Annotated in this window: 11 protein-coding genes; 8 read left to right on the forward strand and 3 right to left on the reverse strand. The window is 66.2% G+C overall.

Annotation, left to right across the window (positions count from 1 at the left end; translation table 11 throughout):
• Nucleotide 1 precedes the first annotated feature (1 nt).
• The 6 genes from hisD to ACN0YL_RS07565 all read left to right on the forward strand — a co-directional run bounded on the left by hisD (nucleotide 2) and on the right by ACN0YL_RS07565 (nucleotide 5,923).
• The gene (gene hisD, locus ACN0YL_RS07540) at nucleotides 2–1,903 is read left to right on the forward strand and encodes a histidinol dehydrogenase (protein ID WP_417497568.1); all 1,902 of its coding nucleotides are present in this window, start codon (nucleotides 2–4) and stop codon (nucleotides 1,901–1,903) included.
• A complete protein-coding gene (gene hisH, locus ACN0YL_RS07545; RefSeq protein WP_417491757.1) occupies nucleotides 1,900–2,499 on the forward strand; it encodes an imidazole glycerol phosphate synthase subunit HisH in 600 nt (199 codons plus the stop codon). Before hisD ends, hisH begins: the two co-directional genes overlap by 4 nt.
• Entirely contained in the window at nucleotides 2,496–3,230 is a 735-nt protein-coding gene (gene hisA, locus ACN0YL_RS07550; protein WP_417497569.1) for a 1-(5-phosphoribosyl)-5-[(5-phosphoribosylamino)methylideneamino]imidazole-4-carboxamide isomerase, read from the forward strand. Before hisH ends, hisA begins: the two co-directional genes overlap by 4 nt.
• Nucleotides 3,212–3,979, forward strand: a complete 768-nt coding sequence (gene hisF / locus ACN0YL_RS07555) for an imidazole glycerol phosphate synthase subunit HisF (protein WP_417497570.1) — start codon at nucleotides 3,212–3,214, stop codon at nucleotides 3,977–3,979. The genes hisA and hisF overlap by 19 nt, the downstream gene beginning before the upstream one ends.
• Nucleotides 3,976–4,596, forward strand: coding sequence for a bifunctional phosphoribosyl-AMP cyclohydrolase/phosphoribosyl-ATP diphosphatase HisIE (gene hisIE, locus ACN0YL_RS07560; protein ID WP_417497571.1), 621 nt, complete (start codon nucleotides 3,976–3,978; stop codon nucleotides 4,594–4,596). The genes hisF and hisIE overlap by 4 nt, the downstream gene beginning before the upstream one ends.
• Nucleotides 4,597–4,720: 124 nt before the next feature.
• Nucleotides 4,721–5,923, forward strand: a complete 1,203-nt coding sequence (locus tag ACN0YL_RS07565) for a serine hydrolase domain-containing protein (protein ID WP_417491753.1) — start codon at nucleotides 4,721–4,723, stop codon at nucleotides 5,921–5,923.
• Between the two features lie 7 nt (nucleotides 5,924–5,930).
• On the opposite strand, the gene ACN0YL_RS07570 is transcribed toward ACN0YL_RS07565, so the two are convergent.
• The gene (locus tag ACN0YL_RS07570) at nucleotides 5,931–7,451 is read right to left on the reverse strand and encodes an MFS transporter (protein WP_417491752.1); all 1,521 of its coding nucleotides are present in this window, start codon (nucleotides 7,449–7,451) and stop codon (nucleotides 5,931–5,933) included.
• Between the two features lie 172 nt (nucleotides 7,452–7,623).
• Between ACN0YL_RS07570 and ACN0YL_RS07575 the strand changes: the two genes are divergently transcribed.
• Both ACN0YL_RS07575 and ACN0YL_RS07580 read left to right on the forward strand, forming a co-directional pair.
• On the forward strand, nucleotides 7,624–8,220 hold the full coding sequence (locus tag ACN0YL_RS07575) for a hypothetical protein (protein WP_417497572.1): 597 nt from the start codon (nucleotides 7,624–7,626) through the stop codon (nucleotides 8,218–8,220).
• Nucleotides 8,213–9,169 carry a hypothetical protein gene (locus tag ACN0YL_RS07580; protein ID WP_417497573.1) on the forward strand — a complete coding sequence of 319 codons (957 nt, stop codon included), beginning with the start codon at nucleotides 8,213–8,215 and terminating at the stop codon, nucleotides 9,167–9,169. The genes ACN0YL_RS07575 and ACN0YL_RS07580 overlap by 8 nt, the downstream gene beginning before the upstream one ends.
• Here the strand turns inward: ACN0YL_RS07580 and hutC are convergent.
• Both hutC and ACN0YL_RS07590 read right to left on the reverse strand, forming a co-directional pair.
• On the reverse strand, nucleotides 9,166–9,906 hold the full coding sequence (gene hutC, locus ACN0YL_RS07585) for a histidine utilization repressor (RefSeq protein WP_417497574.1): 741 nt from the start codon (nucleotides 9,904–9,906) through the stop codon (nucleotides 9,166–9,168). The genes ACN0YL_RS07580 and hutC overlap by 4 nt on opposite strands.
• Nucleotides 9,903–11,273, reverse strand: coding sequence for a formimidoylglutamate deiminase (locus ACN0YL_RS07590; RefSeq protein ID WP_417497575.1), 1,371 nt, complete (start codon nucleotides 11,271–11,273; stop codon nucleotides 9,903–9,905). The genes hutC and ACN0YL_RS07590 overlap by 4 nt, the downstream gene beginning before the upstream one ends.
• Between the last annotated feature and the right edge of the window lie 73 nt (nucleotides 11,274–11,346).

The following is an 11,346-nucleotide window of genomic DNA, read 5'->3' on the forward strand; positions in this document are numbered from 1 at the left end:
TATGATGCTCGAAACCCTCAACTGGTCGACCGCCGACGCGGATCAACGCCGCGCGGCCCTGCAACGCCCCGAAGCGACCAATACCGCCGCTGCCGCCGCCCGCGATATCGTCGACGCCATCTATGCGGGTGGCGACAAGGCCGTGCGCGAATATGCTGCCCGGCTCGATGGCTATGCCCCGGATGATTTCCGCGTCGATGCGGCCACCATCGCTGCAGCGCGCGCCGCGCTTGGTGAGGCCGATGCCGAAGCCATCCTCGCCGCCGCTGACGCCGTGCGCCGTTTCCATGTCCGCCAGGGCTATGGATCCTATAGCGTCGAGACTTGGCCTGGCGTGACGGCGTCGCGCCGTGCGACACCGGTCGATGTTGCCGCGCTCTACGTGCCCGCTGGCAGCGCGCCGCTGGTCTCGACCCTGATCATGCTCGCCATCCCGGCCCAGCTCGCCGGCGTGCCGCGCATTGTCGTTGTGGCTCCCCCGGCAGGCCCCGGAGGCGTCAATCCCAGCCTGCTGGCGGCCGCCAGCCTGCTCGGCCTCGATGAGATTTATGCCATCGGCGGCGCGCAAGCGGTTGCCGCACTGGCGACCGGCTCGGCTGGTCTGCCCCGCGCCGACAAGATTTTCGGACCGGGCAATGCCTATGTCGCCGCCGCCAAGGCCTATGTCGCCGGTCTGCCCGGCGGTCCCGCGGTCGATCTGCCAGCGGGGCCGAGCGAGGTGATGGTGATTGCCGATGCCAATGCCGATGCCGGTTTTGTCGCCAGCGATCTGCTGAGCCAGGCCGAACATGACCCGTCAGCGCAGGTGATGCTGGTCTGTTTCGACGCCGCGACCCGCGCGCGCATTGTCGCCGCCGTCGAGGAACAGCTCACGGCCTTGCCGCGCGCCGACATCGCCCGCCAGGCCATGGCCAATTCGCGCACCATATTGTGCGACAGCCTCGTTGACGCAGCGGACGTGGCCAATGCCTACGCCCCGGAACACCTGATCCTGCAGCTCGGCGAGGCCGAAGCCCTGGTCGCTCGCGTGCGCCATGCCGGTTCGATCTTTGTCGGCGCCTGGGCGCCGGAAGCCGCCGGCGATTATGCCGCCGGTCCCAATCACACCCTGCCCACCGGCGGGGCGGCGCGGGCCCATGGCGGCGTCACGGTCGAGGCGTTCCAGAAGACCACCACGATATTGCGCGCCAGCAAGGCCGGCGCTGCCGCGATGGCACCGACGGTCGAGCGGCTGGCGGCGCTGGAAGGCCTGGCCGGGCACGAAACCGCGATGCGGCTCAGGCGCGAATGGGCGCAGGCCTGGCCGGATGATGTGTCCGGTCCGCGCCTGCGCACCAGTGCCAAGCGCCGCAAGACCAAGGAGACCGATATTACCGTTGTCGTCGATCTCGACCGCGACGGGCCGAGCCAGATTGCGACCGGGATCGGCTATTTCGATCACATGCTTGACCAGATCGCCCGCCATGCCGGCATCGCCGTCAATATCGACGCCACCGGCGATCTCGAGATCGATGCCCACCACACGATCGAGGATATCTGCCTGACGCTCGGCGAAGCCCTGCACGAAGCGCTCGGCGACAAGCGCGGCATTGCCCGTTTCGGCTTTGAACTGCCGATGGACGAGACCAGGGCCGGGGTCTGGATCGATCTGTCGGGACGACCCTTTGCCAAATTCGAGGGCGAGATTCCCGGCGAGCGGGTCGGCGAATTCCCGGTCGAAATGGTGCCGCACGCCTTCCGCTCGCTCGCTGAATCGATGAAGGCGGCGATCCATGTCCGCGTCGAGGGCGAGAATGCCCACCACATGGTTGAGGGCTCGTTCAAGGCCTTTGGCCGGGCGCTGCGCCAGGCCGTGCGTATCGAGAGCGAACGCCTGCCATCGACCAAGGAATTCCTCGAATGAAGATCGGCGTCATCGATACCGGCTGCGCCAATCTCGCCTCGGTGCGCTTCGCGCTGGAGCGCGCCGGGCTCGACCATGTCGCGGCCTCCGAGCCGGCGGGCGTCGCTGATTGCGACCGCCTGATCCTGCCCGGTGTCGGCTCGGCTGCGCCCGCCATGACCCGGCTGACCGAGCGGGGCTGGAGCGAGATGCTGCGCGGCGATGACCGGCCGCTGTTGGGCATTTGCCTTGGGATGCAGCTCCTGTTCGACCGCTCTGAAGAGGGCGGTGTCGACGGTCTCGGCCTGATCGCCGGCGATATTATCCGGCTGCCGCGGGCCGAGGGCCTGGTCTGGCCGCATATGGGCTGGAACGAGCTCGACGCGTTTGATCCCGAAGAACCGCTTCTGGCCGGCATCGCACCGGGCAGCCATGTCTATTTCGTGCACGGCTATTACGCCCTGCCGGGCCCGGCAACACGCGCCGTCTGCGATTACGGCACGCCGGTCTCCGCGCTGGTGCGCAGGGGCCATGTTGCCGGCTGTCAATTCCACCCCGAACGCTCCGGTGCTGCCGGGGCCCGTATCCTGATGAATTTCGCCGGAGCCGCGTCATGATCCTCTATCCCGCCATCGACCTGCTCGAGGGCCGTGTCGTGCGTCTGCACAAGGGCGCCTTCGATGCCGTCACCGATTATGGCGATGACCCGGTCGCCGTCGCGGAAAGCTTTGGCGAGGCCGGCGCGGGCTGGGTCCATGTCGTCGATCTCGCCGGTGCCCGTGACGGCGCCCGGCGCCAGACCGAGACCATCCGGCAAATCTGCCAGACCGGCCTGCGGGTGCAGACCGGCGGCGGCGTGCGCGCGGCCGAGGATATCGAGAGCCTGCTGGCGATCGGCGTCGAACGCGTCATCATCGGCAGTCTCGCGGTCACCAATGCGCCATTGGTGCGCGACTGGATCGAGACCTATGGTGCCGAGCGGATCACCCTGGCGCTGGACGTCAAACGCCTCGGTGGCAGCTACCGACCGGCGCTGCAGGGCTGGACCGACATGATGATGACCACCTTGCCCGACGTCATTGCCGCCTATGACGGTTCCGGTCTCAAACACGCCCTGGTCACCGATATCAGCCGCGATGGCGATCTGTCCGGCCCCAATCTGGCGCTCTATGTCGACCTGCTCGAACGCCATCCCGGGGTCGACTGGCAAGCGTCGGGCGGCGTCTCCTCGCTGGCCGATCTCGAGGCGGTGCGCGAGCTTGGCATGGCCGGGGCCATCACCGGCAAGGCGCTCTATGAGGGCATTTTCACGCTGAAAGAGGCGCTGGCATGCTCGCAAGACGGATAATTCCCTGCCTCGACGTGCGCGATGGCCGCGTGGTGAAAGGCGTGCGTTTTCGCGACCATGAGGATGTCGGCGGCATCGTCGATCTCGCCCGCCGCTATGCGGCCGAGGGCGCCGACGAGCTGGTCTTCTACGACATTGCGGCCAGCACACGCGGGCAGACTGTGGAGCCGGCCTGGATCAGCGCCGTCGCACGCGAGCTCGACATTCCCTTCTGCGTCGCCGGCGGCATCCGCAGCGTCGATGATGCCCGCGCCCGTCTGTTCGCCGGCGCCGACAAGATCTCGATCAATTCCCCGGCGCTGGAAAATCCCGCTCTGATCGATGCGCTGGCGGCGGAATTTGGCTGTCAGTGCGTTGTGCTCGGCGTCGACAGCCGCCGCATCGAGGGTGAGTGGCAGGTCCACCAATACACCGGCGATCCTGACAAGACACAGCTCTCCCGGCGCCGCACGCTGGACTGGATTGCCGAGGGTATCGAGCGCGGCGCCGGAGAGGTCGTGCTCAATTGCATGGACCAGGACGGGGTGCGCGACGGCTATGATATCGAACAGCTTGCCGCGGCGCGGGCGGTGTGTTCCACAGCTTTGATCGCTTCGGGCGGTGCGGGCAGCAAAGAAGACTTCAAATCCGTCTTCAATGCCGCCAATGTTGACGGGGCGCTGGCCGCCAGCGTGTTTCACAAACAGGTCTTCGGGATCGGCGAATTGAAAGCCTATCTCGGCCAAAACGGGATCAGGGTAAGATCATGATCGATGCGAGCACGCTTGATTGGGCCAAGGGTGACGGGCTGGTTCCCGCCATTATCCAGGACGCTGCAACCCGTCAGGTCCTGATGCTGGGCTATATGAATGCCGAGGCTTTGCAGCTGACGCAGGAAACGGGAAAAGTCCATTTTTTCAGCCGGTCAAGGCAATCACTCTGGAAAAAGGGCGAGACTTCGGGTCTCAGTTTCAAACTGATCAATATCGCGCTGGATTGCGACCAGGATACGCTTCTGGTCGAGGTCAAGCCGAAGGGCGCCGCCTGCCATAACGGCACGGTGAGCTGTTTCGGCGATGATCCCGGTCCGGGCCTGGGCTTCCTGGCCCACCTGCGCGCGATCATCAAGAAGCGCAAGAAGGACAAGCCCAAGGGCTCCTATGTCGGCAATCTGATGGCCCGTGCCCCGAAACGCCCGGCCCAGAAAGTCGGCGAAGAGGGCGTCGAGGTGGCGCTGGCCGCCGTCTCGGAAAGCCGCACCGCGGTTGCCGAGGAAGCCGCCGACCTGATGTTTCATCTGCTGGTCCTGCTGGAATCGCGCGATCTCAGCCTGGAGGACGTCGTCGCCGTCCTGCGCAAGCGTCACGCCGTTCGCGCGGCGCAATAGGGCGTCCCCGCAGGCTCTCTTGCGCGGGCGTCATCGGGGCTATTGTCCCGCCACGCTGCGCGCTAGACTTGCCGCGACGGGTGCCGCCGGATGGACGGCTGCTGATGCGCCCCGGGGGGACCTCATGAAACGTCTTTTGCTCGCCGGCCTTGCTGGCCTTGCCCTGACAGCCTGCAGCCAGGCCCAGGATTATTTCCCTGCCGCCGGCGATGCCGACTGGGAGCGCCGGGCGCCGGCCTCGCTTGGCTTTGATGCCCCGGCGCTTCAAGCGGCAGTTGATTTCGCCGTCGCACATGAAACCCGCGCGCCGGAAGCCTGGGGTGAGGGGATTGATGCCCGAGACCTCGAGATCATGGTGCCGCTGACCTGGGCCTATGAGCCCTATTCCAGCCCGATCGGCGAATTGCGCCCGCGCGGCGGCCCGGCCGGGATCATCATACGCCATGGCTATATCGTCGCCGAATGGGGTGATCTCGAGCGCGTCGACATGACGTTTTCGGTCTCCAAGAGTTTCCTCAGCCATGTCGTCGGTCTGGCCGTTGATGACGGGCTGATTGCCGATATCTCGGCGCCGGTCTCCGATCTGGTCGCCGACCCGCTCTTTCACACCGAACACAATACGCCGATCACCTGGGACCAGATGCTGCGCCAGACCTCGGGCTGGTCCGGCACGCTGTGGGACAAGCCGGACTGGGCGGATCGTCCATCGCGCGACAATCCGGCCAGCGATCTGGTCGCCGGACCGCCCGTGCCCGGCGCGGTCTGGGAGTATAACGACGTCCGCGTCAATGCGCTCGCTCTGGCGGCTCTTCATGTCTGGCGCGAACCGCTGGCGCAGGTGCTCGACGAGCGCATCATGACGCCGATCGGCTCCTCCGGCAGCTGGGAATGGCAGGGCTACAAGAACAGCTGGGTCGAGCTGGAGGAGGGCGAGGACTTGTACTGGTCGGTGTCTGGCGGCGGCCATTGGGGCGGCGGCATGATGCTCTCCGCCTACGACCAGGCCCGTTTCGGCCTGTTGGGTCTCAATCGCGGCAATTGGGCCGGCACGCAATTGCTCTCCGAGGCCTGGTATGAGCGCTCGCTGACGCCCACCGATGTCGCGCCGTTTTACGGCTACATGAATTTCTTCCTCAACCGTCCCGATGTCGAAGGCGCCGCGATTGCGGTGCCGTCCGCTCCGGACAACAGCTTCGCCTATCTCGGGGCCGGCACCAACATGATCTATATCGACCCCGAACACGATATTGTCGCCGTGGTCCGCTGGATCGACAGCGGCGAGCGCAATGGCTTTATCGAGCGGCTGATGGCGGCGGTGACGGAGTAGGGGGAAGCTACGCCTCCGGAGTCTCGGCCTTGCCCTTGCCCCTGGCCGTCCGCGGCTTCTTCTGCCGCGACAGGCGCTCGGTGATCAGGGCGATCGGCAAATCGCTGACGGCCTTGAGGCCGGCGATGCTGGATGCGGTCTGCACACCGCGCCAGACGCCCATCATCAGCTCCTGGCGCATGCGCACCTGGCCGCCCTGCGACGGTTCCTCGATCTGGTCGAGGCGGGTCAGTGACCACAGGCCGATCACGGTGGCGGCGAGGAAGTAGAAGTCCCAGCGTGTGACGTCGAAGGCATGGATGGCGGTTTCACCGCCCGGCGCGCGCCAGTTGACGGTCAGCGAGAACTCGTAATTGGCGAGCACATCGGCGTAGAGACCACCAATGATCGGGGCGGTGCCGGCGGCAATCGCGGTGAAGGCGGCGCACAGGGCGAGATGCCGGGTCGCACCGGTCGACGGCGAAAGGGCATTGGCCATATTGCCCGAGGCCAGGGTCACACCAGCCGTTGCAATCCCGGTCAGGATATGGATCACCACCAGCAAGGGCAGAGTGAAGAAATGCCGCTCCGGCAGGCTGGTGAAGGTCCAGGCGAAGATGCAGGCGATGAAGAGCGGCGCCGCAAACTGCAGCACGCGCCTGTTGGAATAGCGGTCCGCCAGCGAGCCGAAGGTGCCGGTCACCAGCGCGTTGGCGCCCTGGCTGAGCGCGGTCAGCACCATCACCGTCGTCAGGTCGAGCCCGAGCTGGCGCAGCATCTGCACCGCAAAGAAGGGCGCCGCGAGATTGCTGGCGAAGTTCCACGAGAACAGGAAGGTGACGAGGCGGCGGAAATTCTTTTCCTTCAGTGGCGAGAACAGGCCCGCCTTCTGGTCGGCGGTCTCGGTGAGCGGGAGGGGCGTTGGTTCCGGGATCTGCGCCATAGCGACGCTTTCCAGCACACCGCTGATCGTCGCAACGACCAGCAGGGCGGAATAGGCGTAGAGCACGGGCAGGCCGGTCAGCGCCGCCCAGTGGTCGACAAATACGCCGCCGGCCAGGGCCGCGATCGCCGCCATGATTGTCATCCAGGTCAGGCGTTGGGCCGAGAACACGCCGCGGCGTTCGGGCGGCAGGAAGTCACGCACCCAGCTATTCCAGGCACAGCCGGCAATGGCGCCGAAAATATAGCGAATGGCGAAGGCGACCACCAGAAGGAGCAGGGCCAGAGGCCCCGGATGGATCAGCGCCGCAGCCGCTGCCACCAGCAGGGTGAGCCGGCTTGCCAGGGTGAGGGAGACGGCCATGAAACGGCGGCTGGCAATGCGCTCGACCAGATAGACGGCTGGCAATTGCGCCAGCTGGGTCAGGGAGGGAATGGCGGCGAGCACGCCGATCACGAGATTGGACGCGCCGAGGCCGAGCGCATAGGCGGTCAGGAAGACGCCGATCGACAGCGTCTCCATGATCTTGAAGAACATCCCATTGCGTACATACCATTTCAGCCCGGCATCGCGGTCTGCATCGGTGAGCTGCGATGTCGAAAACATCGGCGGGTCCTTCGGGCGCTGTCGACTCCGGAGGCCGGAGAAATGCCGCATATCACCAAGTTCCGCGCCGCGCATCCGAATTGACAGGCCCGGCGCGGCAGTCTGGCGAATTGCCAGCGTGGCCGAATTATCGTTGGATCATCCGGGAGGTGTCGCGGGACCGAGCCGGATCATGACGATTTTCAACGACATGGCACACGCCCTCTCGCTCGCGCTCGACGCGGCATTGATGCAGCGCAGCGCATTCGAGACGCTGACCGCCGAACCGCACCTCGCGCTCGCTGCCCTGATCGTGCCGCTGATTGCCGGTGCCTCCGAATTGCTCGGCAAGGCCTATGTCCTCGCGGCGCAGAAAGTGGGTCGCTGGCGCATGCTCGCCAGCCTGGGCCTGACCGGTCTGGTCTATCTGCTCGGCGTTATCGTCTGGAGCATCAGCGCGCATTTCCTGCTCGGTCTGGCCGGCGCCCAACCCGTGTCCGAAGCCGTCCTCGCCGGGACCATCGCCCTGGGTTATGCGCCGCGCCTGCTGAGCGTGCTGACGGTGGCGCCCTATTATGGCGAATTGCTCGACCGTGCCCTCGATGGCTGGACCTTTGTCTGTATTGGCTGGGGCTTTCAGGTGGTGATTGGCGGACCGTTGGGCCTGGTGATCGCCTGCGCCGGCGCCGGTTGGCTGGCCAGTGCTGCGGTGCGCCATTATGGCGGCCGGCTTACCGAGCCGCTGCTGCGGCGTTTGCGTCTGGTGACGCCGGGAGGCGGGCATGCTTGAGGACGCGCTCGTCTGGCTGCTGCTGAGTGGCCTGGTCGCCTTCATCCTTGCCGGCACGCTGGCGCCGCTGGAGACCTTGCGCTGGTGGGCGCGCCAGCCCGCGCTCGAACGCGAACCCCCGGTGGTCCCGGGTGATACTCCGGACGGAGCCCCGCGTGATTTCATCGTTTATCTCGGCGGCATTGACCGTATCAGCGGCACCTCAAATTCGCGGCGGGAGCAGCGCTTTCTCGACGCCCTGCGCGAAGGCGCACCGGATGCCGTTTTGGTCGATACCGTCTTTCCCTACGCTGCCTCGGGCATTCCGCTTCTGCATGGTCCGCGCCTGTTCAGCTGGCTCTGGCGCGCCCTTGCTGCGGCGCCGCCCGATCGGCGCCGGCCGCTGCTGGCCAATCTGGTCAATGCGCGCAACTTCTTCCAGGTGCTGGTTTCGGCCGACCGGCGCTATGGCCCGGTCTTCAACCTCGCCCTGGCCGGTCTGATCCAGGACCGACTGCGCGCGACCGGCTGGCAGCCGTCACGCGATGCCCACCTGACATTGATCGGGCTCAGCGGCGGCGCGCAAATGGCGGCCGGCGCGACCGACGAGCTGGCCGGTATTTTCGACGGCCCGATCCAGCTGATCTCGATCGGCGGTGTCATCGCCTCGACACCGGGACTCAACCGGCTGGCCCGCATCGACCATATTGCCGGCAGCGCCGATCGGGTCGAGGCCGCCGGCGCGATCGCCTTTCCGGCGCGGTGGGGCATGGCTGCGGGTTCGGAATGGGCGATGGCGCGTCGTTCCGGACGGCTCAGGCGCATCCCGCTGGCCGGTGTTACCCATACCGGTCCGCATGGCTATTTCGGAAGCGCACTGCATGGCGGGCGGCCGCAATGGGAAGAGACGGTGGAGATTGTGCTCGACTGCCTGCAGCGTTTCCGGGACGGTGACGAAGGGAATATCTAGCCGGCCGGCGCGAAGCGTTCCGTCATCACATGCCGGTCGCCTGGATGAGTCAGGCGGGCGAGGGTGACGACGGCATCGCCCTGGAAGGTCCGCCGTTCCAGCACCAGGCAGGCATCGCCGGTATCGATATCGAGCCGGGAGGCCAGACGCGCATCGGCATTGATCGCCGAGACAGTATGTTCCGCTGCGGTCCAGGGCGCGGCGGCGAGCAGCCAGGCACCGGGCGCCGTGGCTGTGAAATCCTGATCGGCCGCCTCCGGAAGTAGCGCCAAATTGATCCAGCGCTCTTCCAGTTCGACGACATCGCCATCGGCGGTATGGCGGCAGACCAGATGCTGCAGCGGCGCGCCGGGCTCGACGCGCAGGCGGCCGGCCCGCTCGGCGCTGGCGGCAACGCGCTCATTGGTCAGGCATTGATAGCCATAATCCTGGCCGCGGGCGGGGATCGCCGCCGACATGTCGACAATCTCGAGCATCGCGGAAGGCGAGGGTGGCTGGGCCACAAAACTGCCGGCGCGGCGGCGGCGCACGATCAGCCCGTCCTCGGTCAGCTCGCGCAAGGCGCGATTGACGGTCATTCTCGCGGTGCCGAAATGGCGGGCGAGGTCGGCCTCGGCCGGGATGCGGTGGCGCGGGGGCCAGACTCCGGAGCGGATATTGGCCAGGATGGCGCGCCGGATCTGGTCATAGACCGGGCCCGTGCCGTCAAGCCTGAGATCGCCGGTCCACTCACTCATTGATCGATTGCCCGGCGGATATCGAGCATGGCGGTGCGGTAGGCGGCCTCGATGCGATCACGGGTGAGGGCGCGACCCTCGCGTACGACGCACTGGCCGCCGACATAGACCTCGCGCACCAGACGGCTGTCGCCGCAGAACAGCCAGCTGTCGAGGCGGGCATCCTCACTGCGTCCAACCAGGGTCGGGTGCTGGTCATCGAGGACCACGAAATCGGCGCGCTGTCCGGTCTCGATCCGGCCCGAGGGCTGTTGCAGCGCCTGATTGCTGCCCGCCAGCGCCGCATCGAACAGGCGCCGTCCGGTGCTGCCGCCAGGCAATGCGAGTACATTGCGGCGCTGTGCCTGCAGCCGCTGGCCATATTCCAGCAGCCGGATATCCTCGGCCAGATCGATGCGGATATGACTGTCGGAGCCGATACCGATGCGGCCATGATCGGCGAGATAAGCGCTGGCGTTAAAGAAGCCGTCGCCGAGATTGGCCTCGGTCAGTGGGCACAGACCGGCAACGGCACCGGACGCCGCCAGGGATGCTGTCTCGGCCGGCGTCATATGGGTGGCATGAATCAGGCACCAGCGCTCATTCACGCCCTGGGTCTCGAACAGGTATTCGACCGGGCGCCGGCCGGTTGCGGCGAGGCAGTCATCGACTTCCTTTTGCTGTTCGGCGGCATGGATATGCACCGGGCCGGTCTCGCACATCGGCAATATGGCGGTGATCTCGGCCGCCGAGACGGCGCGCAGGGAATGCGGCGCGATCCCCAGAACGGCATGGTCGATCTTCGCCATATGGCGCCGGGCCGAGGCGAGGATGTCGTCGAAATGCTCCAGCGTATTGATGAAGCGGCGCTGGCCATGGCTGGGCGGCATTTCGCTGAAATTGGAATGGCGGTAGAGCACCGGCAGCAGGGTCAGCGCGATGCCGGTGGCGCCGGCGGCGGCACAGATGCGCCCGGCCATCTCGCCGATATCGCCATAGGCCTGGCCGTGTTCGTCATGGTGGAGATAGTGAAACTCGCCGACCGAGGTGAATCCGGTCTCGAGCATTTCGCAATAGACCAGCGCCGCCATCGCCTCGACATGCTCCGGTGTGAGATTGTCGTTGAAGGCATACATGATCTGGCGCCAGGACCAGAAACTGTCCTCGCCGGGACCGCGCCGCTCCGACAGGCCGGCCATGCCGCGCTGGAAAGCGTGGGAGTGGAGATTGGCCATGCCGGGCACCGCGACACCAAGCCGAGTCGCATCGGGGCCGGGCGGCGTGTCGGGGCTGATGCTGGCGATCTGGCCATTCGCATCGACCGTGATCTCGACATTGCGGGCCCAGCCGCCGGGCAGGAGAATCTCGGCGAAATGAAATTCGGACATTGGCAGGCCTCCCGGCTGGACAGACTCAGGTACGCGATTTAATTGTATAGACAATTACGCGGGATTGAAGGGC

Source organism: Maricaulis sp., from assembly GCF_048269565.1.
Lineage (GTDB): Bacteria > Pseudomonadota > Alphaproteobacteria > Caulobacterales > Maricaulaceae > Maricaulis.

Bases quoted from the DNA above. Each gene is read 5' to 3' on its own strand.
- hisD (WP_417497568.1), top strand. From the start codon at position 2: ATGATGCTCGAAACCCTCAACTGGTCGACCGCCGACGCGGATCAACGC.
- hisH (WP_417491757.1), top strand. From the start codon at position 1,900: ATGAAGATCGGCGTCATCGATACCGGCTGCGCCAATCTCGCCTCGGTG.
- hisA (WP_417497569.1), top strand. From the start codon at position 2,496: ATGATCCTCTATCCCGCCATCGACCTGCTCGAGGGCCGTGTCGTGCGT.
- hisF (WP_417497570.1), top strand. From the start codon at position 3,212: ATGCTCGCAAGACGGATAATTCCCTGCCTCGACGTGCGCGATGGCCGC.
- hisIE (WP_417497571.1), top strand. From the start codon at position 3,976: ATGATCGATGCGAGCACGCTTGATTGGGCCAAGGGTGACGGGCTGGTT.
- ACN0YL_RS07565 (WP_417491753.1), top strand. From the start codon at position 4,721: ATGAAACGTCTTTTGCTCGCCGGCCTTGCTGGCCTTGCCCTGACAGCC.
- ACN0YL_RS07570 (WP_417491752.1), bottom strand. From the start codon at position 7,451: ATGTTTTCGACATCGCAGCTCACCGATGCAGACCGCGATGCCGGGCTG.
- ACN0YL_RS07575 (WP_417497572.1), top strand. From the start codon at position 7,624: ATGACGATTTTCAACGACATGGCACACGCCCTCTCGCTCGCGCTCGAC.
- ACN0YL_RS07580 (WP_417497573.1), top strand. From the start codon at position 8,213: ATGCTTGAGGACGCGCTCGTCTGGCTGCTGCTGAGTGGCCTGGTCGCC.
- hutC (WP_417497574.1), bottom strand. From the start codon at position 9,906: ATGAGTGAGTGGACCGGCGATCTCAGGCTTGACGGCACGGGCCCGGTC.
- ACN0YL_RS07590 (WP_417497575.1), bottom strand. From the start codon at position 11,273: ATGTCCGAATTTCATTTCGCCGAGATTCTCCTGCCCGGCGGCTGGGCC.